Origin of the sequence: Streptomyces sp. NPDC005494 (genome assembly GCF_042872025.1) — a bacterium.
Taxonomy (GTDB): domain Bacteria; phylum Actinomycetota; class Actinomycetes; order Streptomycetales; family Streptomycetaceae; genus Streptomyces.
Genome location: NZ_JBIAJR010000003.1, coordinates 847,704 through 870,431, shown reverse-complemented (window position 1 = coordinate 870,431; position 22,728 = coordinate 847,704). Strand labels below are relative to the sequence as shown.

Sequence of the window (22,728 nt, the reverse complement as noted above, 5' to 3'; positions counted from 1 at the left end):
GCTACGCAGCCCCCGCGTCCGTGAAACCGTGGTGGGCGATCTCCAGGACCTCGGTGGCCACCGCGGGGCTCGCCGGGTCGAAGGAAGGACCGCGCCAGCTCACGGGGAGTACGTCGATCAGCCCCCACTGGGCGACCATCGAGCCGTCCGCGCGCAGTGCCGCGATCTGCCCGGTGGGCCGGGTCACGCCCGTGGTGACGGAGGAGATCCACTCCGCCACCTTCGCGGTCTCCTCGGTGAGGGGCCGGGTCAGCGTGATGTTGGAGAAGGTGACACGGGAGGGGAGCTGCCAGACGAACCCGTTGTTGCCGCCCTCCTGCCGCTGCTCGATCTCGACCTGGGTGGAGAGCCCTTCACAGCCGTTGAAGGTGCCCAGGCTCTCACCGTCGATGGTGAGGTGGAAGAAGATGGTGGAGCCTGCGTCGAGTTCCTGGGGCATCGGGTGGGCCTTCCTGCGGTTCCACATGCGGTCGGGGCCGGGTGCCCGGTGGGGGGCCGGCGGGTGGGGCGTACGGGCGTTCTTGCGGGGCCGGTCAGTGGCGTGGGTCGCGCAGCTTGCCGATCCGCTCACGGTCGAGCCGCAGTTCGGTGCGCAGCAGCCGGGTCATCGGCCCGATCAGCCGGTGGACCAGCTCAGCCACCTGGTCCTCCTTGAGCTCACGTGGTGCGAACCGGCTCGTGACCGAGGGCGCGGGCCGGTCCTGGGCGCTCGCCCCTCCGCTGCTCCGCTGCACGGCGACGGACGTGGAGCGGGTCGGCGCGGCCGCACGCGCGGGCGCCGGCGCCCGGACGGGGGCCGGGGGTGCGACCGGGGGCGGGGAGGGCCGCGAGGCCGGGGCGTCGGGGGCCCGCTGCACGGGCAGCACGGTCGCCGGAGCGGGCCGGGCGGGCGCCAGGGACACGACGGGGCTCCGGACGGGCCGGGCCACGGAGGCGGCGGCCGGCGCGCCCGGGGTTCCGGTCGGGTGGGCGCCACCGGAGACCCCGGGGGCATCCGCCGACGGCGTACGGGCGGCGCCTGCGGGGACGGGCGGCCCCGACGCGGGAACGGCCCTGCCCCGAGGCGCCGACGGGGGCACGCCCGGGACACGAGGCGCGGGCACGGAGCGCTGGACGACCGGGGCACGAGGCGCCGGCGCGGGCAGGGACACGGAGCGCTGCACGAGGGGGACGGCCGCGGCGGCACCGTGGGAGCGGTGCCCTTCGCGGCCCGGCCGTGCGGGAGCGGAAGCCGGGGTGGGGGCGACGGAGGGAGGGGCGGGGGCGGCCGGCCGGGCCGGCGGACGGACGGCGGCGGGCGGCGAGGACGGCACCGCGGAACGCTGTACCGCAGGCCGACGAGGGCCGGCCGCGCCGGTGTTCACGCCACTGGCCGCGGGCCCGGTCCGCACGCGGTGCAGGCGTACGGCCGCCGGGGCGCTCCGCACCGGCGGCGCGAGGGCCGGTGCGGGCGAGGACCGTGGCGCGGCACTGCGGACGCCCGGGAGCGCGGAGGCGGCCCCTGGCGCGGCGGGCCGCCGGCCGGCGGCACCCGTCCCGGTGCCGGAGGCACCGTCGGCTCGCCGCCCGGGGGCCGCCGGAGCGCCGCCCGCCGCCCGGACGGGTGCCGCGGGCTCCGGCCCCACCGGGGACGGTGCGAACCCTGCGGCCGTGACCGGTGCCGAGGAACCCACCAGCGGGGCTACGGGCAGGGACCGCGCCGGCGGAGACGCGTCGGCCGCTGTCAGGGGTGCGGCAGGCCCGAGGGACACGGCGGGCGATCGAACGACGGTCGGCGGGACAGCTGCCGGGGTGACGGGGGCAGGCGAGGCCGGAGCGGGGGTTCGCGGTTGCGGCTGGGGCCGGTGGGGCGGCTGGGACTGGGATTGCGGCCGAGGTCGGGGCTGGAGCGACCGCTGCACAGGGAGCGCGCCGCCCGGTCGGCCGGAGCCGGCTGCCTCGGCCGCCGAGGACCGGACCGGCCCTCGCTCCACGGAACCGGGGCCGGAGCCGGTGGCGCGACCGGCGCCCTGTACGGGAACCGACCGTGTGCCGCTCACCGGCGGGACCGCCGGAGCCGCATCCGGCTGCCGTACCGGCACGCCTGGCAGTGCGGCCCGCTGCACGGTCGGCGCAGCGGCTGGGCTAACGGCTCCCGAGCCGCCCGGCGGCCGAGCGGGCGCGGCAGGCACAGGCGCACCGGCGACACCCGCCGGGCCGGAAGCCGTCGGGCGGGAAGCCGTCGGGCGGGAAGCCGTCGGGCCGGAACGGCGGACGGAAGCCGGGGACGTGGGCGCCGATGGGGCGTCGGCACGGGAACGGGACGTGGGTGCGGGGCCGGCCGAGGGTGCGCCGAGCCTGCGCACCGGCGGTCGGGCCGCCGGCCCTCCCCCACCGGCCGGGCCGCTCGGCGTCTGCCCTCCCCCACCGGCCGGGCCGCTCGGCGTCGGCACAGCGCTGTCGGCCGCCCCCGGAGCGGCGAGCTTCTGCACCGGAGCGGGCCCGCGGGTTCCCGCAGGGGCCGCACCACCGGCGGTCTCGGATGAGCGCGCCGGGACGACGAGTCGCCCGGCGGCGGAGCCGGGCCCGGAAGAGCCGAAGGCGCCGGAGGAGCCGGAGGAGCTCGACGAGCCGGAGGAGCCGGAGGAGCTCGACGAGTCGGTGGACGGGGAGAACCGGGACGATCCGGGCCCGCTCGCCGAGCCGGTCCCGGTACCCGTGCTCGTGGGCTGCCGCCCGCCCGGTGACACGCCCGGTGACACGCCCTCGGTGGCGGCGCGCCGCTGTACGGGCGGCACCGGTGCGGGGGCGGGTCCGGCGACCGCCGCGGAACGCTGTATGCGGGGTGCGCGGTCGGGAGCCGGGACGCTCGTCCGCGGGCGCACCGCCGGGGGGACGGCCCGCGGAGCGCCGGCCTGACCGCCGACGGGCCCGCTCGACGGAGCGCCCAGCCCCGGCCGGACGGCCGGAGGCGAGGTTGGACCGGACACTGCCGGACGGGAGACGACCGGACCGGGCACGACCGGACCGGGCACTGCAGGACGGAGCACGGGCGCACCCGTCCACTGGGCACCGGATCCGGACGCACTCGCCCTCGGTGTGCCGCTCGGGCGTGCGTCAGGCGTCTGCCCGCTCGGCAGCGTCCTCCGCGGGGGCTGCGTACCGCTGTTCCCGCCACCGCCGGACGCCGTCGCACGCCCCGACGCCGGTCCGCCCCCGGAGAGGCCCGGGGGCGGAACTGCGGGCGATCCGGGTCCTTGGGGGGACGGTCGCACGACGGGACTGGTGGCGCCCCGGTCCCGCTGGTCCGGTGAGGTCCGCGATGCCTGGGGCGACGGTGGGACGACCGGTCCTGACACCGGAGGTCCGAGCGGCGAGCGGCGCGGAGGCGCGCTGCCGGCCGGTCCCGTCGTCCGGACAGCAGCGTCCGTCCGGCGTCGTTGTACGGGGAGTGAGGATGTGCGCGCGGGAGGGGTCCTGACCGGCGGAGGCGCCGCGGGCGCCCCTGCGGGACCAGGTCGCCGGGGAGGCGAGGGCTCGATCCGTGCGGAGCCACCGCGAGGGCCGTCCTGCTCTCCCTCCGAGCGCTGAACGCGAACAGCGACGTCCGGAGCCGGAGCGGGAGCCGCAGAGGAACGCGAGGGTGTGGAGGGGGGAGTTCGCGGAGCGGGAGCCGCGGAGGAGGGGGCGGAGGGCTCGGGCGAAGGCGCAGGCACACGCGAGGGCGCAGGCGCAGCCGCCCGGCCCGACGCCGCCCTGCTCGGCGTCGCCGCGGGAAGCACCCTCGGCGCCGCCGCGGGGAGCACTCTGCGCTGCCCCGTGCTCGGGGCGGAAGCCCGTGTCAGGGTCGAGGGCACCGGTCCCCGCCGCGGCTGTACGGGAGCGACCCGCGGCCCCTGGGCGCGCTGGACCGAGGGCCCCTGCCACTGGTCCCGGCGCCCCTGGCCGCCGCTCTCGCCGTCGCCGCCTCCGTCACCGGCACCCGCATCGGCGACGGCGACCGGCAGGGAGAGGGCGGTGTCGCCGTGGGAGGCCTGACCCGACCCGAGGGCGAACGACCGGGTGTTCTTGATGAGTCCGGTCGGAGCATCGTCCAGGACGGCGTGCGAGAGCGTCCCGGAGAAGGAGGGGTTCTGCCAGGCGGTCAGCGAACCGCCGAACTCCGCCGATGCGACCGTCTGCCTCGCCGGTGCCAGCGTCGCGAGCCGGATCGGCGGCAGACCGGCCCAGTCACGCCCCCGGCCGGGAAGCCCGGCGGCCGTGCCGGCTCCGTCGCCGGTGGACGGCACGGAAACGGGGCCCGGAACCGTACCGTCCCCGTCGGCGCTCCGCTCCCGGCCGTCGCCTTGACTACCGCCCCGGCCCCGGCCCCTGAGCCGGTCCAATATGCCCATCACCGCTCCGTAGCAGCACGCGTCACCAACGTGGCGATCTGTTCGGCGTATCGCCGCCGCTCACGGTGTTCCAGGTCCAGAATGTCGTCGAGGTTCCAGTGGAAGTGGTAGGCGATGTACGCGATCTCCTCATGGATCCGGTCGGTCGCGTACGTCACGATTCCCCCAGGCGGCTCCCGCCGAGCTCGACCTCGAACGGCTGCTCGCAGTGCGGGCAGGACACGCCGGCCCTGGTGTGGCCCTCGGCGTTGACCTGACGGTAGAAGTCCTGGAGGAAGGCGAGGTCGGAGGCGAACATGTTCTCGACCACGCCGTCGTGCATGTGGGCCACGGTGCCCAGCTGGGTGATGACCCGGCCGAGCAGGACCACCGAGAGATACGCCGGGTTCTCCTGCACCCGCATGTCCCGCAGCGGGATCAGCTCGTCCCGGGCGGTGGCCAGTCGCATGACACCCTCGCGGTGCACGGTGCCCATGTCGTCCACGTACCCGCGCGGCAGCTCGAACGCGAACTCGGTCTGCAACTGCCGCCGGACGGGCTGTGCTTCCGCCGGGGCGACGGCCGGGGCCGCCACGTCCGCGGGAGCGGAGGGGGCGGCTACGGCGTCGGTGGCGGGCCTGGCAGGTCCGCGGCGCATTACTCGGTGACCAGCTCTTCGTAGACGATCGTGACGGTCTCGGTCATGACGGAGGCCTCGCCGGCCGTGGCCGCCGCGCCCATCACCTTGGTGCACCAGGCGTTGCGCAGGTGCTGACGCCGGACCGGGTTGTACTGGTAGTCCATGTAGATGATGCTCGCGTTCTTACGGGCCGAGCCCATGTCGCCGCGCAGCGAGGCGTTGATCCACTCGGTGAAGGCGGTGGACTGCTCCATGCCGCGCGTGACGGTGGTCTCGCCGGCCTTCTTCACGCCGGGCATCTTCTTGGTGATCGGCTGGCCGTTCGCCGAGACCTGCTGGTACTCGATGACGTCCTGCTCCATTCCCACCTCGCCCACGGCGTGGAGGTACTCGACCATGACACCGTCGATCTGGAGGCCGAAGTTGTGGGTGGTGAGGGCGTCACCCTGGGAGAGACTCATGAAAAGCCGTTCCTTCTACTGAGGCTGGGACCTGAGGCCGGAACCTGAGGCCGGGACCTGTCGCTGGGACCTGGGGTGGGGCCTGAGGCTGGGACCTCAGGCCGTACGCGAAGTCCGGCGGGGGCCGGAGGCTGTGCCGTCTACTCCTCCAACTCGCCGCTGCCGCCGGAGAACTGGGCCAGCCGGAAGATCACGAACTCGGCGGGCTTGACCGGCGACACACCGATCTGGCAGATGACGCGTCCCAGGTCCACCGACTCCGGCGGGTTGGTCTCGGCATCGCACTTCACGTAGTAGGCGTCCTCCGGCGTGGCGCCGAACAGTGCGCCGCTGCGCCACTCCGTGACCAGGAACGCGGAGATGTTCCGCCTGATGCGGGCCCACAGCGCCTGGTCGTTGGGCTCGAAGACCACCCACTGCGTGCCGTTGAGGATCGACTCCTCCAGGTAGTTGAAGTACCTGCGGACGTTGAGGTAGCGCCAGGCCGGGTCGGAGGAGAGGGTGCGCGCGCCCCAGACGCGGATGCCGCGGCCGGGGAAGGTGCGTATGCAGTTGATGCCGATCGGGTTGAGCAGGTCCTGCTCACCCCGGGTGATCTGCATCTCCAGGTCGACGGCGCCGCGTACGACCTCGTTGGCGGGAGCCTTGTGCACTCCGCGCTCGGAGTCGTTGCGGGCCCAGATGCCGGCGACGTGGCCGCTCGGCGGGATCAGCCGGGTCTGGCCGCCGGCCGGGTCGAAGACCTTGATCCAGGGGTAGTAGAGCGCGGCGTACTTGGAGTCGTAGTTGGACGTCTCCTGACGCCACACCCGGATCTGCCGGGCGTTGAGGCCGGGCGGCGGGTCGATGATCGCCAGCCGGTCACCCATCAGCTCGCAGTGGGCGATCAGACCGAGCTGCACGGCCTTCACAGCCTCCAGGTCGATCGCGCCGCGCTGGTAGGCGGCCATCAGGTCGGGGACGGCGACCATCGAGATCTCGTCCACCGCTTCGAGACCGCCGAAGCCCGTACGGTCCGAGGAGTCGCCCAGGTACTCGGCGATGCCGACGGACTCACCCTCGGAGGCGTCCGGGACGGCGGGGGCCTGCGCGGCGGCCACGGGCACGTCGAGCGCGACCGTCTGGTTGTCGGGGCGGGCCAGCTGCGAGGCCGCGGCCCCCTCCTGCACGGAGATCAGCTTGGAGCGTTCCTTGACCTGCGTCACCACGTAGTTGCGGGCGCTCTTCTTCGCCGAGACGTCGAACGTCTCCACGGCCTTCGCGCCGTCCTTGACGACCAGCCGGAAACGCTCGGCGGGGCCCTCGCCCTCCGCGTCCGTGACCTCGACGCTGAGCGTGCCGCTCTCGCCGGGTGCGACGGCCGACACCTTGAACGTGCCCAGGGCCGCGGGCTCCCCGGCCGTCAGCTCGGCGGGCGCCGCCGCGCCGCCGACTGCCGTCCGGCCGTGCTGTCCGCCTGCCGCGCCGGCGCCTTCGCCCGGTGCGCCCGCCACTCCGCCGGGCGCCCCGCCCACCCGGACCACGTAGGCCGCGGAGCCGCCGTTGTTGAAGAACCCGTACACCGAGTGCGCCAGGAAGTAGCCGTCGGTGAACTCGCCGAACGAGGCGACGTACTGGGTCCAGTTGGTGACCAGCGTCGGCTCGTTCAGCGGCCCGTCGGGCGCCAGCCCGACGAACGCGGCCACCGAGGTGCCGACACCCTCGATCGGACGAGAGCCGCTCGCCACCTCTTCCACGTACACGCCTGGCGACAGGTATGACGGCATGCTCTGCTCTCCTCGGGGTACCGATACAAGACCGGATCCACCTTCGTCGCCCGGGCGCACGCGGGTAAACGTCCTCCGGTGCCTTGTCGAGGGCACGGACCATGCCCCCAGGGGCAACACGGCGCAGGCCCCGGGGGTCTTCCGGCGCGACCGGGGGTCCTGGCGGGCGACGGCGCCGCGGCACCGGGCCCTGCCTCCCGGGGTACGGCCACGGGGGCGGTCCCGCGCCGCTCGGCCCGGGGCGCGCGCGGAGGGATGCGAGGGCAGCGGGCGTTACCTTTCGGGCAGCGGCACTACCCCGTAGCTTCTGACGTCGCCCCGCCCGCGCGCAGTAGCGTCCGTCGGGTGACCACCTGGACATCTCTGGAGCCCGCCTCGACCACGGTCGACCCGGGCAGCAGCACCACCGTGCGACTGCGTCTGCGCAACACCGGCGACGTCGTCGACGAGTACCGCTTCGAGCCGGTCGGCGACGTCGCACCGTACGTCTCGGTGGAACCGCCCTCCCTCAGGCTCTTTCCAGGTACCACCGGAATCGTGGAGCTGACCTTCGCCCCGCCCCGGACCCCGGACGCGACCGCGGGCCCGCATCCGTACGGTGTGCGCATCCTGCCCACCGAGCACCCCGAGACGACCACGGTCGCCGAGGGCAACGTCACCTTCACCACGTTCATGGAGGTGCGGGCCGAGCTGGTCCCGCAGACCGTCAAGGGACGCTTCAGGGGCCGGCCCAGACTGGCGGTCGACAACCTCGGCAACACCGTGCTCACGGCGTCGATCGGCGGCGGTGACAAGGCGAGCGACGACCTGTCGTACGAGATCGTCCCCGCCAACGTCCAGATCCAGCCGGGCCGCGCCGCCTTCGTCGACGCGACGCTCAAGCCCCGGCAGATCACCTGGGTGGGGCAGAAGCAGGAACGGCCCTACGAACTGTCGGTGCGTCGCTCGGGGTTCGAGCCCCTGGCGGTGAACGGGACGTACGTCCAGCGCAGCCTGCTGCCGCTCTGGATGATGACCACGCTGAGTCTGCTGCTGGCTCTCACCATCACCGGCCTCGTGCTCTGGTTCACCTACAAGGCACCCGTACGCACCCTCGCGCAGCCGAGGATCGAGCAGGCGGGGGCCACCGCACTGCCGGAGGAGCCCCCGGAGCAGCCGACGCAGAAGCCGACGCAGGACCCCGCGCCCTCCGAGAAGGCGGAGGCGTCGGGCGGCGGCGGGGAGGAGAAGCCCGAGGAGGAAGAGGAGAAGGTCGAGCGCGGCCCGCTGCCGATCACCTCGGAGGACAAGCCGAACCTCTTCGTGCAGTTCGCACAGGTACGGCTGGTCGTGGGGGCCGGTGGCTGCAAGCTGACCGCGGCGCACACCGTGGGCAAGCTCGACGCGGCGACCCAGAAGGCGCTGAAGTGCTTCCAGGAGTCCAACCACACGGCGTACGGCGACTTCAGCCAACTGGTGAAGGCCGACGGGGCCGGGAACCTGGGCCGCGCCACGATGACAGCGCTCCTGGCATCGCACTTCGTCGACGCGAAGACGGTGCCGCTGAACGCGGACGAGGCCAGCCCTGAGGTGCCCTGGGTGCGCAACATGCTGCTCTGGGGGACCCAGGCCGAGATCGACGACGGCGACCTCGACATCACGATCGCGTGCACGCGGGCCAACATCGACTACCTGAGCAAGCAGGTCCAGCGCAAGGAGAAGCCGTCCCCCGGCCTCTTCAACCGGATCAAGGAGTACCAGGGCCTGTTCGGTGCGGAGCAGACCGGCGTCATGGACGAGTTGACGCTCAACAAGACGAAGGTGGGCTGGATCAACGGGCAGGACGCGGCGGGCACGGTGGTGGCCAAGGACTGGCTCCCCGCGCCGATGGAGTAGCCGGTCCCGGACGTCGCCCGCCGCGGGCCCGTGGTCTGCCGTCCTGGCAGGCCGCGGGCCCGCGGCGTGACCGGCCTACCAGGACGCGTCGTCCAGGACCAGCCGGCCCGCCTTGCGGTACTCGCGCCGGGCGCCCGCCAGCAGGTCCTCCGTCGACACGCCGTCGCCGCGGCCCGCCGCCGCGTACGCGGCCGTGACGACCGCGCTGCGGATCGAGCCGCCCGCCAGCTCGAAGTCCGCCGCGCAGGACGCCGGATCGATGCCGTCGGCACACGGGACGTGGGCGAGGCTGTGCCGCCACAGCGCCAGGCGCTGTTCCTCGTCGGGGAAGGGGAAGTCGACCACCAGGTCCAGCCGGCGCGTGAAGGCGTCGTCGATGTTCGAGCGCAGGTTGGTGGTCAGCAGGGCGATGCCGTCGAAGGACTCCAGCCGCTGGAGGAGGTAGGCGCTCTCCATGTTCGCGTGCCGGTCGTTGGAGCTGCTGACCTCGGAGCGCTTGCCGAAGACCGCGTCCGCCTCGTCGAAGAGGAGCACCGCGTCCGTGCGGTCGGCCTCGGTGAAGATCCGCTCCAGGTTCTTCTCCGTCTCACCGACGTACTTGTCCACGACGGACGGGAGCTGCACGACGTAGAGGTCGAGGCCGAGTTCGCCCGCCACCACCTCGGCGGAGAGCGTCTTCCCGGTACCGGAGTCACCCGCGAACAGCCCGACCACGCCCCGTCCGCGCCCGCCGCCCGCGCTCAGCCGCCAGTCGCCGAGCACCCGGTCGCGGTGCTGGGCGCGCAGGACCAGTTCCCGCAGCTGCGCCAGCGGCCCCTCGGGCAGGACGAGGTCGTCCCAGCCGACGTCGGGCCGGATGCGGCGGGCGTGGCGCTCCAGGCCCGAGGCGGACTGCTGCCGGGCCGCGCGACGCAGGTGCGAGGCGGACAGCTCCGTACCGTGGAACGCGGCGAGGTCCAGCGCCGCACGCGCCGCGCGGTCGATCCCGCCGGGCCCCAGCCGGTACGCGGCGACGACCGGCGCCAGGTCGAACCCCGGCTCCTCGGGGCCGAGCGCGGTCCGCCAGGCGTCGAGGTCACCGGCGCGCCGGCGGGGCGCGTCCAGCACGACCGGGTCGCGTCCGCCCTCGCACCACTGCGGGTCGTACGGGCGCGGGTCCGCGAACACGACCGGGACGTCGCGCACCGCGAGGGCCCGGATCAGCTCGTCGGGCTTCTCCGGCAGCGAGGTCACCACGACGGCGCGGCCCGTCAGCCGCGCCTCGCGGAGCAGTTCCCGGTACGGGAGGAGCTCCCCCGGCGTACGTTCCGCCGGTGCGTGCTCCTGCGGGCGGTGGGGGTCCCCCGAGCCCTTCCCCGCGACGAGATGGAGGGCGGGGAGACCTGCCGCCTCCAGCGCGGCGGTGGCGAAGGCGAGGCCGTCGCCTTCGCGGTGCTCGCGCAGGTAGACCGTCAGCGGGCGCGCCGAGAGCTGCTCGGCCAGCCTCCGTACCATCGGGTCGCCGCCCTGGACCGCGCCGCCGTCCGCCGCCTCCGCGTGCGCTCTGGCTTCCGGGGGCAGGTACGGGAGGGGACGAACGGTCCCGTCCAGCGCCGGGTCCGGGGTGTCGTCGCCCAGCAGATGGGCCACGACCCGGTCGGGTACGCGCAGGGAGCGGCTGAGGAAGGGCCGTTCCGGTTCGTCGACCTCGATCAGGCCGCGTGCGCGCAGACGCGCGGCCGGATGGAAGCGGGCCCGTCCTGCGGCGGAGTGCGTGGGCACTCCGCACAGGTCGAGCGCGAGCGCGACGGTCGCCCGGCGACGCGTGACGTCGTCGTTGAGGTAGGCGTACAGCGACTCGAACGTGCGGTCCAGGTCCGGGGCCAGCGCGATCAGCAGGATCTCGGATTCCAGCGGGCTGAGACGCAGCCAGTGGGCGAGCCAGTGGAGGCGGTCCTCGTCGGAGGGCTCGGGCTCCTCGTCCGGGTCCTCCGCCGTCGGGGGCTCAGCCGGGCCGTCCCTCTCCTCCGGCACGCCCTGGCCGGCGGGATGCGCCGCGCCTGCCGTGCTCACGGCGAGCAGGTGACGTACCGCGTCGTCCGTCAGGTACATCCCGCGCATCGGATCGGTGGCGGTCGGGTCGGTGGCGCTCCGGTGCTCGACGAGGAACGCCACCCGCTCGCGCAGTTCCGCGAGACGTTCGAGCAGCGGGGTGGAGGAGTCGCTCACTTCCGCTGCTCCTGGAGCGTGCCCGCCGTGCCGTGCCGCTTCGTGAAGTCCGCCTTGGCCACGTCGACGCTCTGTTCGCTGTGGTAGCGCACAGGACCGTCGCCGGGCGGCTCCTCCGACCCGCGCACCTCGACGCCGAGCCCTTCGGTGACGGGCGGGCCGACCGTGTACTCGGGGTACGCGAGGAAGGGGGCGGTGATCACCACGTCGAGCGAGGGCTTGAGTTCGCCGCCGAGGGCGGACCAGATGTCCGCGAGCGAGCGGGCTTCGGTGTGCAGCCCCGCGACGGTCAGCGGGACGGAGAGGCCGAGTCCGGCGAGTGTGCCGGTCAGGTCCTCGGGCGGGAGTATCTCCTTGGGCAGCAGCGTGTGCAGTACGGCGGAGAGCATGCGGTGTTCGTCCTGCGGGCGCTTGGTCCAGGCCGTGACGAGATACGAGAGCCGGAACCAGCGGGGCGGCTGGTGCTGTTTGAGGACGATCCCCTGCTCGTCGCGGAGCGACATCTTGCCGCGCTGGCGTCGCTTGGTGTCCTCGCGGATGTCGTAGAGATAGGCGTCGATGGTCGGGCCGTTGCGCCGGGCCGCCCACTCGCGCGTCGGGGCGTCGAAGGTGACCTCGACATCGGATCCGGCGAAGGCGCCGCGGACGAGCAGCCCTCTCAGGATGTCATCCACCTCGTGGATCACTGTCGGCCTGCCCTTTCCACGTCCCCGCCCGCGCGGACCGGCTCGTCGCCGGACGAACCGTCACGGTACGGCCTGTCATGTGCCTGTGCGCCGGGTACCGGCCTGTCGTGGGCCGGTCCGTCACTGCACGGAGCGGCCCATTCCATCGTCGCCGCAGGCATGCCCGCCCCGCGAGGCACCCGGGGGACGACCCCAGGGCAACACCCCTGCCCCCGCGCCGCCGTTCTCGTGTCCCCGGGGCCCTTGATCCGGCGGACGAACCGTCAGATGTAGCCTTCCCGCAAGGCATAGGCCACGGCATGGGCACGGTTGCGGAGCTGCAGCCGAGTCGTCAGTCCGTGCATCACGTTCTTGACCGTGCGTTCGGAGTACGACAGTTTGCTGGCAATCTCCCCGGTATCCATTCCCTCGGCCACCAGCCTGAGCACGTCCACCTCGCGTGGTGCCAGGCCGGACGCCGTGGCACCCGTCACGCTCGTCGTGCCGCGCTGCAACGTGCCGACCTGGGCTATGAGCCGCCCCAGCAGGTCCGACGGCAGATCCCCGTCGCCCCGGGACGCGGCGAGGACCGCTCGCAGGAGACGGTGTCCGGTGGCCTCGCGCCGCCAGACGATCGCGCCGACTCCGTACTCGATCACCTGGAGCAGCTCCGCCTCCCGGATCAGGCTCGTGACGAGAACCGCCTTCGTGCCGTCCGCGCGGGTCAGCCGCCTCAGCCGTGACAGCGTGGGCTCGTCCAGCCCTTCGGCGAGCAGGACCGCGACCGTGCCCGGCCGGCCCGTGCCCTCCTCGATCAGCTCCACCTCGGAGTGCCGGCGAAGCTGGCTGACCGCGCCGTCCATGGACAGCGGATCCGACGCGTGCACCTCCACGGGGATCCTGACCGGGGCTCGAACAACCATGCCTGTGCGTCCTCGCGACGTGCCTCAACGGAGCGAACCGTTCGTGCTCCCACCATCCTTTCTCCGCCGGCAGGACGACGACAACGTGGCCCACCACGAGAACGACCACGAGATCGGCGGACTGTCCCGATGACCGCTTTATCGGGTCGGCCTCTCCCCTGCCCTTCCGCCCCGGCCCCGGCCACGGGGGCGGGCCCCGCCTCCGCCGGGCTGCTCGAACGCGGCCCCGCCCTGGACCTGCTGGCGGTGGAGGCGGGCCGGGCCGTCGCCGGATCGGGACGGCTGGTCCTGTTCCGCGCCCCCACGGGTACGGGCCGCAGCACCCTGCTGGAGGCCGCCGCCGAGCTGGGCGCGGGGCTCGGCATGCGCGTTCTGCGGGCCTACGCCTCTGCCGAGAACACCGGCGTCCCGCTCGCCCTCGTACGGCAGCTCCTCGAACCGGCACGCGCTCGTGCCGGCCTCCACGACGGCGTCCCGGAGACTCCGCATCCCCTCGGCCAGGGGGCCCGCCTGTGGCAACTGCTGTGCGAGCAGGCTGCCGAAGCCCCGCTGCTGGTCGCCGTCGACGACGCCCATCTCGCCGACCATGCCTCCCGCCGCTGGCTGACCGAGGGAGCCCGGCAGCTGACCGGGATGCCGGTCCTGATGGTGGTGACGGAACGTGGGCAGTACGACGTCGCGCCGCCGGCGCCGGGGCTCGCCCACTCCCTGCCGCCCGGCGTGGTCCGGATGCACGCGGTGCCGCCGCTGAGCCGCCCCGCGGCCGAGGAACTGGTGCGCGGCGTGCTCGGCCCGGAGACCGGTGACGCCTGGGTGGACGGCTGCGTACGGGCGGGCGGCGGCAATCCCCTGCTGCTGCGCGCGCTGCTGGAGGATCTGCGGGCGGTCTTCCCGCACGGCGGCCGGGCCGGCGCCTCGGGCAGTGGCGGTCCCGAGCCCGTACTCCCGGAGAACATCGCCGAGTTGTACCCCGGGGCGTTCGTGGCGGCGGTCTCGTGGTGGCTGAGGAGCGCGGGCGCCGGAAGCACCTCGGTGGCCCGCGCGCTCGCCGAACTGGAGGACTCGGCACGGTACGGCGAACGGGAGGACGGGGCCCCCGGTGGCGAGGCGGCAGCCCTTCCGCACGAGGTCCAGGAACCCGGCGACGACTTCGGCGGCTTCCTCGCCGAGCTCACCCGGGCCGATCCGGACCGTGTCGACGGCTGGGTCACCGCGATGATCCGACTGGGGCTGCTGTGCCGTAACCCCGGGACCGGCGTCCCGCGCTTCGCGCACCCGCTGCTGCGCGGAGCGGTCCTCGAAGGCTGGCCCCGGTCGGACCGGCAGGCCCTGCACCTGCGCGCCGCGGAGCTCCGGCAGCGCCGCGGCCACGGCGTCGAAGCGGTGGCCGGGCATCTGCTGCGTACCACCCCGGGCGGTACCGAGCGCGTGGCGAAGGCACTCCTGGACGCGGCGGCCGACGCGTCCAGGGCCGGCAGGACGGGCGCCGCCGCGCACTACCTGCGCCGCGCGCTGGACGAGCCACTGCCCCGCGAACGCCGGGCCGCCGTCCTCACCGAGCTGGGAGAACTGGAGTTCGCCACCTTGCGGTCCGGCGGGATACCCCGCCTGGCCGAGGCCCTGCTCCTCCAGGAGGAGCCCCGGGACCGGGTGATGGCGGCGGTCCACCTGGGCAACGCACTGGCCAGCCGCGGCAACCCGCACGCCGCACTCGACGTGATGCGCGAACTGGGCGCGCTGGAGGGGGAACCCGTCCTCGCCCGTACGATCCAGACGGCGTCGGCGTTCTTCTCGGACCACGACCGGGAGATCCGGCGGGAGGTCTACACCCGGCTGCGCGAGCGTGCCGCGCGCTCCCCGGAGTGGCTCAGCCCGGCACTCCACGCCCTGCTCGTCCGGTACGAGTCGACGGCCGGGCTGCTGTCCGCCGAGTCGGCCATGCGGCAGATCAGGCGGCTGCTGACGGCCCCGGAGGACCCACTGCTGGTGCCGTACCTGCTGAGCACGGCCGCGGCCGTGGCGCAGTGGGCCGACGCGCCGGACGAGGCCGAACGCCTCATCAGGACCGGGCTCGACGAGCACTGGCTCTCGCCGCTGCACCCCGTCCACCGCTCGCTGCTCAACACACGACTGGACACCGCCGCGGCGCGCGGGCGGCACCGCTGGGTGCTGGAGGAGACCGCGCGCAGGCTGCGGACCCCGGGCGACGCCCCCCGCACCGGGGCGAGCAACTTCCTGGCCCACCGGGTCATCGCGCTCGTCGAGTGCGGCCGCCCGTCCGACGCCGAGCGGCTCGTCGACGGGGTCGACATCGGCACGGCGCAGGACGGCTGGGAGCACAATCGGTTCCTCTACGCACGCGGCGTGCTGCGTGCTTCCGTCGGCGACCCGGCCGGCGCCCTGGCCGACTTCCGGGAGTGCGGCACACGCCAACTCGGCCGCGACGTGGTGAGCCCCGTCGTCACTCCCTGGCGCTCGGCCGCCGCCGAATGCCTGCTCCGGCTGGGGGACACGTCCCAGGCCCTCGCGCTCGCCGAGGAGGAGTTCCGGCTCGCCGCCGTGTGGGACACGCCCCGGGTACGGGGCCGCGCCCTGCGCGTCCTCGGCGCGGCCACCGGCGGCCGGCGCGGTCTCGAACTCACGGCCGAGGCCGTCGCCGTCCTGCGCGGCACACCGCTCGACGTCGAGCTGATCCCCGCACTCATCGGTCATGGGCGCCGGCTCACGGAAGCCGGACAGTCCCGCCTCGCCCGGCCGCTGCTCAGGGAAGCCGCGACCGCAGCCGAACGGCTGGGCGCCGTAAGGCTGTCGGGTCAGGCGGAGTGGGCCCTGCGCGCCAGCGGCGCCCGTCGCGGGAACGCCTCCCTCACGGGCCGCGGCTCGCTGACAGCCGGTGAGCACCGGATCGCCGCGCTGGCCGCCGAGGGAAGGACCAACGCGGAGATCTCGGAACAGCTGCATCTGGCACGGCGGACCGTGGAGACCCATCTGACCAGCACCTACCGCAAGCTCGGCATACGGCGCAGGGCGGACCTGCCGGCCGCGCTGAACGGCCGCGAGGAGGGGCCGGCCTGACCCTGGCCGCGCACAGGAGACGTGGGACCGGCACCAGCTCGGGGAGGGGCACGGGCGCGGCGTTGCCCCTGTGGCCCTCCCGCCGACCCGCTCGCACCCGGGACACTGCCCTCGCGGACCTCCCGCCCGCACGCGTCGCGGGTGACGCTGTCTGATCAGGCGTTGAGTGGCGAGGAGTACCGTGCGCGCATACAGGACCCAGGCCGGGACGACCGGTGGCCGGGAGAGCGGCCCTCGCGCGGAGGTGCCGGTCACGTTCGCGCAGCGCGTCCGGGCTCTGCAGCGCACGGCCGGAAACGCGGCGGTGGCCCGCGCCGTCGAGGAGGAACGGCACGAGCACGGCGCCGGGTGCGGCCACGAGAGCGCCGATCAGCCGGCCGTCGCGGCGGCGTCCGCCCAGCCGTCCTCCGTGATCGACGCCGTCCGCTCTCCGGGCCGTCCGCTGGACTCGCGCATCCTGGCGAAGGCGGAGCAGGGCTACGGCATGTCCTTCCGCCATGTGCGGGTGCACAGCGACCCGGTCGCGCAGCGCTCGGCGACGGCGTTCGGCGCCCGCGCCTACACCACGGGCCATGACATCGTCCTCGGCCCCCAGGGCGCGGACGACGAGACGATGTTCCACGAACTCGACCACGTACGCCAGCAGTCCATGGGCCCCGTCGCGGGTACGGACAACGGGTCGGGTGTGGCGGTCTCGAGCCAGGACGACCCCTTCGAGCTCAGCGCCTCGGCCAACGGCCGTAGGATGGCCCAGGGAGGTATGCCCGACCTGTCCGGCCCCGGCGCGGCGCGGACCGCCGGACCCGCCGGGAGCGGCGAGGGCATCACGGTGGCCCGCATGGTGTCCGGTCGCGGCCGGAAGATGCACAGGAAGGACCGTGGGCAGCTGTTCGAGATCAGCGGCGCGCGTGGACCGGTCGTCGGCCGGTACGTCGGGTCACAGCCCGACGGCACAGAGATCTTCGACACCACACGGGAAGGGCGCATCGCCGTCCACCCCACCGCCATCATGGGCCCCCGGGCCGTGGTGGGCGGTCTCCACCCGCGGGGCCAGACACGCCCGCCCGAGGAGAACCTGCACGACCGGGACCAGATCCTGCTGTCCGAGGCGGACCTCTCCGGGGCGCGGGCGCGGGTGCGGCGGGACCCCGGCCAGGCGAGCAGGATGGCCGCCACCACCTTCGAGGAGCAGCCCGACTACGAGGGGTACGAGGACAACCGCGAGGATCTGCGGCGCCTGGGAGTCCCCGTCCTCAACAACGTCGACCTGAGCCGTCCCGAGGCCGCCGACCGCTTCCGTGACGTCGGCCCGAACGCCAACATGCACTTCCAGATGCCGCGCGTGCCACGGGGAACGCGCGGCTACTCCACCCAGGAGCTGATCCGGGACACCGGCCGGATTCCGGGGCGCACCGGCCGCGACGACGTGACGGTGAGCGTCACCACGCCCCATCCGTCCAGGTACGCGAAGCCCGGAACGCACAACGGCTTCTACGGCCTGGAGAACCGGAAGGCCGTGCCGGAGGGCATGAGGCTCGCCGGTGAGTACTCCGACGACGACGCGGACCTCGAGGAGTTCGGCTACGGGCACCGGCAGTCCACCAAGGACGTGGGGGCCGCTGTGGCCGATCGCCGGAAGACCTACCGGATGGAGCCGGACCGGCGCAGCAACAGTCCCGATGAGGACGCCGAGCCTCAGTACCGCAGCCGCAGCATGAGCCGCAGCCAGAGCGTGAGCCGCTCCGGCCCGGCTCAGCCCCCTGCCCGCCGGCGCAGGTCGAGGCCGCCGCTGGCCACGACGGGCCGCCGTCACATCGCGGCCCCCGTCAACTACGCCGCGGTCGAGGACGAGGACGAGATCTTCGGCAGTCAGCAGCCCGAGAGCAGCAGTCGCCGGCACCGCCGGAGCAGCCGCCCTCCCAGCTACCTCGCGGAGTCCGCGGACGAGGGCGCGTCCCGGCGCAGGAGCCGGAGTCGTCGCCCCGTGGACGTGGAAGCGTTCGAGCCCCAACCCGAGCGTGAGCGCAGCCGCAGCCGCCACCGCAGGTCGAGCCGGCCCCCCGCCGGCACGTCCAGCAGCCGTCCCATCGACCTCGGCGACGACTTCTCCTACGGAGCCGGACCCATCGACGCCGAGCCGCGGCGTGAGCGCGGGCGCAGCCGGCGGCCCTCGTCCTCCAGGGCTTTCGTCACGGACAGCGGGCGCAGCACCCGGGTCCCCGTCAGTTACGCCGAGCCGGAGTTCGAGGACGACTTCGACGGCGACGCCAACCCGTTCCTGCCCAGGGATCGTGGCCGTCGCCGGTGACGTGACGGCGTCGCCCGGATCCCGCGTCGGCGGCCGAAGCCGGTTGCGTCGGCTTCGGCCGCCTCTCGCGTACGACGGGCGCCTCGCGTAATCACGTCAGTTCAGGCGACGGCGCAGCCACCAGGTGCAGAAGCCGGTGAGCAGCCCGGCCAGGGCCAGGAAGACGCCGCTCTCGATCCACTGGAAGGTCCAGTAGCGGTCGGCGGGGTGGTGGACGACCTCCACGTGGAGGTCGGACTTCGCGAAGCATTCCACCGGGTCGATGTCGCGTTGCGCGCAGCCCTCGGCCCCCCTGACCTCCCGGCCGGACGAATCGAGCACCGGGCTGCTGCCGGACACCACCCAGGCACCCGGCCTGGCCGCGCCCACGACCACCTGCGCGGCGTCACCTTCGCCGGACATGGAGATGTTCGTCGCCTCCCAGCCGGACCGGGACGCGGCCGTGCCGTTCCCGTCCTCGCCCGGGCCTCCGCCGCGCAGGGTGAGAGCGGCAAGCGCGATCTCGGTGCGCACCGGCGTCATGAAGTGCGGGCGTACGGCGAAGGGCATGAGGACCTGGACCGCGACGAAGACGGCGAGGGTGGCCGCCATGGCGGGCACGGTCCTGCGGATCAGAAGTCCGGCACAGACCCCCACGGTGAAGGCGAAGGCCGCGTATGCGAGCGGGACGATGCCCCGGCCGTCGAAGACGACCGGGGTGAACCGGTCGCTGTTGACCTCGTCGAGCGGCGACGCCCACCAGGTCACCGTGAGGCTGAGCAGGGCCGTGACGGCCACGGCCGCCAGCCCGACGGCGGTGAGCCTGACGCCGAGCCAGTGGGTGCGGGTGATGCTCTGGTTCCAGATCAGCCGGTGGGTGCCGGTCTCCAGTTCGCGCGCGATCAGGGGCGCGCCCCAGAAGACGCCCATGAGGCCCGGTACGGCGATCAGGAGCCCGGTGACGAACGCGGACAGGGTGCTGTAACGGGTGACGAACGCGTTCCGCGCCGCCCCGCAGTCGCTGCCGCACACGGCGACCGTGCTGTCGTAGGTGTCCCGGAGCTGGAAGCCGGTGATCACCAGGGCGGCGGTCACGGCGACGAGTGCGGCCAGGGCCACCAGGGTCTGGACGCGGTACTGGCGCCAGGTGAGCCAGATCATCGCTGTGCCTCCAGGACGGATCCTCGGGCGGGGCCGGACGTGCCCTCCGCCATGTAGGTGAGGACGAGGTCCTCCAGGCCGAGAGGTTCCAGGACCCAGGCCGGGTCGTGGACCGGGGCGGGGGCCTGGACGACGAAGGTGCTCTGCCGTTCGGTGTGGGTGGCCTGGAGGACGGTCATCCCCTCCGGCAGGCTGCCGGCCTCGCGGCGCGCCGTGGTGAGCCGGAAATGGGTGGAGAGGAGGTCGTCCACGTCCCCGGCTATCTGGACCCGGGAGGCGACCAGCGAGATCAGGTGGTCGCAGACCCGCTCCAGGTCGGAGACCAGGTGCGAGGAGAGGATGACGGTGGTGCCGTGCTCGGCCACGTACTCCATGAGTCCTTGCAGGAACTCGCGCCGGGCCAGGGGGTCGAGGGCCGCGACGGGCTCGTCGAGGATGAGCAGTCCGGGACGCTTGGCGACGGCGAGGGTGAGCGCGACCTGGGCGCGCTGGCCGCCGGAGAGCTTGCCGACGCGCTGCGCGGGGTCCAGGCCGAGGCTCCTGACGCGCTCGTCCGCGAGCGACGCGTCCCAGCCGGGGTTCAGCCGCCGCCCCAGGTTCAGGTGGTCGGCGACGGACAGTCCGGCGTACGTCGGGGTGTCCTGGGCGACGAACCCGACCTTGGCGAGCTGCGCGGTGCCGGAGGCGGGGCGTCCGCCGAGGACCTCGACGGTGCCCGAGGTGGGGGTGATCAGGCCGCAGGCCAGCTGTAACAGGGTGGACTTCCCGGCCCCGTTGGGCCCGACCAGACCCACGACGCGGCCGGACGGCACGCTGATGGTGCAGTCCGAGAGGGCCTGGCGGCGGCCGTACCGCTTGCTCAGGCCTTTCGCTTCCAGAATGGCTGTCATCGCTCCTCTTCGGTGGGTGTACGGAAGGTGCTCAGGAACAGGGCCTCGATGCTCTCCTCGTCCAGCCCCGCGGCCCGCGCCCGCTCCAGCCATCCCTGCAACTCGCGCCGCAGCGGCTCGTGTTCGGACAGCGAGGCGTCGCTGAGGGTGCTGGACACGAAGGTGCCGACGCCGGGCTTCTTGGTGACCAGCCCCTCGTACTCCAGCTCCCGGTAGGCCTTGAGCACGGTGTTGGGATTGATCGCGACCTTGGCGGCGACGTCCTTGACCGTGGGCAGGCGGTCCCCCTCGAAGAGCAGCCCCAGGCGCATGGCCTGACGCACTTGGTGGACCAGTTGCAGGTACGGCGCGACACCGGACCGGGCATCGAGGTGAAACTCGATCACCGTCTCCTCTATTCATCTAGGTTCCTATCACTATAGGACTCTAGCGATCCCCTGACTGTCAACATCCACCGGCGGAAGGGCAGTTCACCGCCACCTGCCATGGCGCGGGCCGCGCAGGGAAGGCGGGCACCATGAACATCACGCTTCTCACACGCAGACGGCGATGGGCCGCACTGCTGGCGGCCGGGCCCCTCGTCGCGGCGTGCGGTGGGCACGCGGATCCGGGCGCACCCGCGGACGGGGCCCCGCCGGTGCTGCGTCCGGGTGCGCACCTGGTGATCACGACCGGCAACGGCGTGCGTCTGCGGCCCGCCGACGGCGACCGTGCGGTCACGGGTGCCCGGATCGACAGCGTCTGGTCCCACCGCGACGGCGCCTGGACCCTCGGCCTGTCCTGCCCTTCGGACGAAGGTCACGAGGACGGACGGTGCCCCCGTATGCCCGCGGTCGGCGTTCCGGCCGGAGTCTCCGTCACGGTCACCGCCCGGAACGCGGGCATCGACGCGACGGGCATCGCCGCGGGGCTGGACCTGACCACCGTCAACGGGGACGTGACGGTCACCCGGTCCGGCGAGGAGGACGCCACCGTCCGCCTGGTGACCCGCAACGGCTCGGTGCGCACCGGCACTCTGCGTGCGGCGGGCGTCCACGCCCAGACCGTGAACGGGGACGTGACGCTCGGCAGCGCCACCTCACCGGCCCGCGTCACCGCGGCCACGACCAACGGATCGGTGCGGGTGTCACTGCCTCACGGCGCGCCCGCCTACGACGTCGCCGCCACCACCCGCAACGGCCGGGCCTCTGTCGCTGTCCCCACCGCCACGCGGAAGAACGGCCACGAGATGCGGCTGGCCACCGTCAACGGTGACGTCACCGCCGTCCGTGGCTGAGATCTCTCAGGGGTGCTCCCCCGGCCCCTCGGTGTACGGGGCGAGGCGGGTGGGCGAGAGGGCGGTGTCCTCCTCGCCCGGCTCCAGCAGGGTGGCGGCGGCGCCGACGATGAGCGGGTCCGGCTTGCCGACGGCCTCAGCGCTCTTGGCCGTGTAGTCGACGCGGGCGAGCAGGCTGCGCATGGCTTCGAGGCGGGCCCGGCGCTTGTCGTTGCTCTTCACGACGGTCCACGGCGCGTGCTCGGTGTCGGTGGCGCGGAACATGTCGATCTTCGCCGTCGTGTAGGCGTCCCAGCGGTCGAGGGAGTCGATGTCCGTGGGCGAGAGCTTCCACTGACGTACGGGGTCGACCTGGCGGATGGCGAAGCGCGTGCGCTGCTCGGCGCGGGAGACGGAGAACCAGAACTTGACGACGATGATGCCGTCGTCGACGAGCATCTGCTCGAAGGCCGGGCACTGCTGGAGGAAGAGTTCGTACTCGGGCTGGGAGCAGAAGCCCATGACGCGTTCGACGCCGGCCCGGTTGTACCAGGAGCGGTCGAAGAAGACGAGCTCGCCGGGCGCGGGGAGGTGGGCCACGTAACGCTGGAAGTACCACTGGCCCCGCTCGCGGTCCGTGGGCTTGTCGAGGGCGACGATCCGCGCACCACGGGGGTTGAGCCGCTCGGTGAAGCGCTGGATGGTGCCGCCCTTGCCGGCCGCGTCACGCCCCTCGCACACCACGACGACCCGCGCACCGGTGTCCTTCGTCCACCGCTGCAGTTTGAGCATCTCGATCTGCAGGATGCGCTTGATCCGCTCGTACTCCTTGCGGCGGATCTTGCGGTCGTACGGGTAGTTCTCCCGCCAGGTCTTGATCGGCCTGCCGGCCTCGTCGAGCAGTATCGGCTGCTCCGGCCTGCTGGTGTCGACGGTCAGACCGTCCAGCAGCTGCTTCTCCACCTCGTCGCGCTCCATCAGCCCTAGCCTGGCATCCGATCGGGCCCGGCGCCACCAGGTGGCGCGGGGCCCGCGGTGGACGGCTCGTCTCCGGCGGCGGGACTCGCCGGCACGGTCAGCAGCAGGAGGGCGCGACGGCGCCGAGCAGGCCGAGGGCTGGCGCGGGCCGGCGGCGCGCGGCGCCGCTCGGTGGTGCCGGCCTTCCGTTCC

The 22,728-nt window shown here is 73.6% G+C and carries 17 protein-coding genes; 4 read left to right on the top strand and 13 right to left on the bottom strand.

The window, feature by feature from the left end:
• Window position 1: 1 nt before the first annotated feature.
• The 6 genes from ACFYQ6_RS13785 to ACFYQ6_RS13760 form a co-directional block, all read right to left on the bottom strand.
• The gene (locus ACFYQ6_RS13785) at window positions 2–439 is read right to left on the bottom strand and encodes a phage tail protein (protein WP_361574072.1); all 438 of its coding nucleotides are present in this window, start codon (window positions 437–439) and stop codon (window positions 2–4) included.
• 94 nt (window positions 440–533) lie between these two features.
• Window positions 534–902: a hypothetical protein gene (locus ACFYQ6_RS13780; protein ID WP_388762985.1), complete on the bottom strand. Its 369-nt coding sequence runs from the start codon at window positions 900–902 to the stop codon at window positions 534–536.
• Window positions 903–4,372: 3,470 nt separating this feature from the next.
• Complete coding sequence (locus ACFYQ6_RS13775; RefSeq protein ID WP_014153881.1) at window positions 4,373–4,531, bottom strand: DUF6760 family protein; 159 nt, start codon at window positions 4,529–4,531, stop codon at window positions 4,373–4,375.
• Window positions 4,528–5,010, bottom strand: a complete 483-nt coding sequence (locus ACFYQ6_RS13770; RefSeq protein ID WP_388762983.1) for a hypothetical protein — start codon at window positions 5,008–5,010, stop codon at window positions 4,528–4,530. Before ACFYQ6_RS13770 ends, ACFYQ6_RS13775 begins: the two co-directional genes overlap by 4 nt.
• The gene (locus ACFYQ6_RS13765; RefSeq protein ID WP_033298593.1) at window positions 5,010–5,453 is read right to left on the bottom strand and encodes a phage tail protein; all 444 of its coding nucleotides are present in this window, start codon (window positions 5,451–5,453) and stop codon (window positions 5,010–5,012) included. The genes ACFYQ6_RS13770 and ACFYQ6_RS13765 overlap by 1 nt, the downstream gene beginning before the upstream one ends.
• A 140-nt stretch (window positions 5,454–5,593) precedes the next feature.
• The gene (locus tag ACFYQ6_RS13760; protein ID WP_361574063.1) at window positions 5,594–7,219 is read right to left on the bottom strand and encodes a phage tail sheath subtilisin-like domain-containing protein; all 1,626 of its coding nucleotides are present in this window, start codon (window positions 7,217–7,219) and stop codon (window positions 5,594–5,596) included.
• 345 nt (window positions 7,220–7,564) lie between these two features.
• On the opposite strand from ACFYQ6_RS13760, the gene ACFYQ6_RS13755 reads away from it, so the two are divergent.
• A complete protein-coding gene (locus ACFYQ6_RS13755; protein ID WP_361574061.1) occupies window positions 7,565–9,094 on the top strand; it encodes a hypothetical protein in 1,530 nt (509 codons plus the stop codon).
• 75 nt (window positions 9,095–9,169) lie between these two features.
• Here ACFYQ6_RS13755 and ACFYQ6_RS13750 read toward each other — a convergent pair whose 3' ends face one another.
• The 3 genes from ACFYQ6_RS13750 to ACFYQ6_RS13740 all read right to left on the bottom strand — a co-directional run bounded on the left by ACFYQ6_RS13750 (window position 9,170) and on the right by ACFYQ6_RS13740 (window position 12,890).
• Window positions 9,170–11,302: an ATP-binding protein gene (locus ACFYQ6_RS13750; protein WP_388762980.1), complete on the bottom strand. Its 2,133-nt coding sequence runs from the start codon at window positions 11,300–11,302 to the stop codon at window positions 9,170–9,172.
• On the bottom strand, window positions 11,299–11,988 hold the full coding sequence (locus tag ACFYQ6_RS13745) for a DUF4255 domain-containing protein (protein WP_361574057.1): 690 nt from the start codon (window positions 11,986–11,988) through the stop codon (window positions 11,299–11,301). The genes ACFYQ6_RS13750 and ACFYQ6_RS13745 overlap by 4 nt, the downstream gene beginning before the upstream one ends.
• Window positions 11,989–12,251: 263 nt before the next feature.
• Complete coding sequence (locus ACFYQ6_RS13740; protein ID WP_361574055.1) at window positions 12,252–12,890, bottom strand: response regulator transcription factor; 639 nt, start codon at window positions 12,888–12,890, stop codon at window positions 12,252–12,254.
• 129 nt (window positions 12,891–13,019) lie between these two features.
• Here ACFYQ6_RS13740 and ACFYQ6_RS13735 point away from each other — a divergent pair, with 129 nt between their 5' ends.
• Together ACFYQ6_RS13735 and ACFYQ6_RS13730 are read left to right on the top strand one after the other, a co-directional pair.
• A complete protein-coding gene (locus ACFYQ6_RS13735; RefSeq protein ID WP_388762978.1) occupies window positions 13,020–15,965 on the top strand; it encodes a LuxR C-terminal-related transcriptional regulator in 2,946 nt (981 codons plus the stop codon).
• Window positions 15,966–16,146: 181 nt separating this feature from the next.
• The gene (locus tag ACFYQ6_RS13730; RefSeq protein ID WP_388762976.1) at window positions 16,147–18,273 is read left to right on the top strand and encodes a DUF4157 domain-containing protein; all 2,127 of its coding nucleotides are present in this window, start codon (window positions 16,147–16,149) and stop codon (window positions 18,271–18,273) included.
• 96 nt (window positions 18,274–18,369) lie between these two features.
• On the opposite strand, the gene ACFYQ6_RS13725 is transcribed toward ACFYQ6_RS13730, so the two are convergent.
• From ACFYQ6_RS13725 to ACFYQ6_RS13715, 3 genes are read right to left on the bottom strand one after another with little or no spacing between them, the layout of a single operon-like run.
• Entirely contained in the window at window positions 18,370–19,413 is a 1,044-nt protein-coding gene (locus ACFYQ6_RS13725; protein ID WP_361574049.1) for a transporter, read from the bottom strand.
• Window positions 19,410–20,303, bottom strand: coding sequence for an ABC transporter ATP-binding protein (locus ACFYQ6_RS13720; protein WP_388762974.1), 894 nt, complete (start codon window positions 20,301–20,303; stop codon window positions 19,410–19,412). The genes ACFYQ6_RS13725 and ACFYQ6_RS13720 overlap by 4 nt, the downstream gene beginning before the upstream one ends.
• Window positions 20,300–20,689: a GntR family transcriptional regulator gene (locus tag ACFYQ6_RS13715; RefSeq protein WP_361574045.1), complete on the bottom strand. Its 390-nt coding sequence runs from the start codon at window positions 20,687–20,689 to the stop codon at window positions 20,300–20,302. The genes ACFYQ6_RS13720 and ACFYQ6_RS13715 overlap by 4 nt, the downstream gene beginning before the upstream one ends.
• 131 nt (window positions 20,690–20,820) lie before the next feature.
• Here ACFYQ6_RS13715 and ACFYQ6_RS13710 point away from each other — a divergent pair, with 131 nt between their 5' ends.
• Window positions 20,821–21,579: a DUF4097 family beta strand repeat-containing protein gene (locus ACFYQ6_RS13710; protein WP_388762972.1), complete on the top strand. Its 759-nt coding sequence runs from the start codon at window positions 20,821–20,823 to the stop codon at window positions 21,577–21,579.
• 6 nt (window positions 21,580–21,585) lie between these two features.
• On the opposite strand, the gene ppk2 is transcribed toward ACFYQ6_RS13710, so the two are convergent.
• Entirely contained in the window at window positions 21,586–22,536 is a 951-nt protein-coding gene (ppk2, locus tag ACFYQ6_RS13705) for a polyphosphate kinase 2 (RefSeq protein WP_361574041.1), read from the bottom strand.
• Between the last annotated feature and the right edge of the window lie 192 nt (window positions 22,537–22,728).

What these genes read in the sequence shown, in the direction of transcription:
- ACFYQ6_RS13785 (WP_361574072.1), bottom strand. Translation starts at nt 439, where the DNA reads ATGCCCCAGGAACTCGACGCAGGCTCCACCATCTTCTTCCACCTCACC.
- ACFYQ6_RS13770 (WP_388762983.1), bottom strand. Translation starts at nt 5,010, where the DNA reads ATGCGCCGCGGACCTGCCAGGCCCGCCACCGACGCCGTAGCCGCCCCC.
- ACFYQ6_RS13765 (WP_033298593.1), bottom strand. Translation starts at nt 5,453, where the DNA reads ATGAGTCTCTCCCAGGGTGACGCCCTCACCACCCACAACTTCGGCCTC.
- ACFYQ6_RS13760 (WP_361574063.1), bottom strand. Translation starts at nt 7,219, where the DNA reads ATGCCGTCATACCTGTCGCCAGGCGTGTACGTGGAAGAGGTGGCGAGC.
- ACFYQ6_RS13740 (WP_361574055.1), bottom strand. Translation starts at nt 12,890, where the DNA reads ATGGTTGTTCGAGCCCCGGTCAGGATCCCCGTGGAGGTGCACGCGTCG.
- ACFYQ6_RS13735 (WP_388762978.1), top strand. Translation starts at nt 13,020, where the DNA reads ATGACCGCTTTATCGGGTCGGCCTCTCCCCTGCCCTTCCGCCCCGGCC.
- ACFYQ6_RS13725 (WP_361574049.1), bottom strand. Translation starts at nt 19,413, where the DNA reads ATGATCTGGCTCACCTGGCGCCAGTACCGCGTCCAGACCCTGGTGGCC.
- ACFYQ6_RS13720 (WP_388762974.1), bottom strand. Translation starts at nt 20,303, where the DNA reads ATGACAGCCATTCTGGAAGCGAAAGGCCTGAGCAAGCGGTACGGCCGC.
- ACFYQ6_RS13710 (WP_388762972.1), top strand. Translation starts at nt 20,821, where the DNA reads ATGAACATCACGCTTCTCACACGCAGACGGCGATGGGCCGCACTGCTG.
- ppk2 (WP_361574041.1), bottom strand. Translation starts at nt 22,536, where the DNA reads ATGGAGCGCGACGAGGTGGAGAAGCAGCTGCTGGACGGTCTGACCGTC.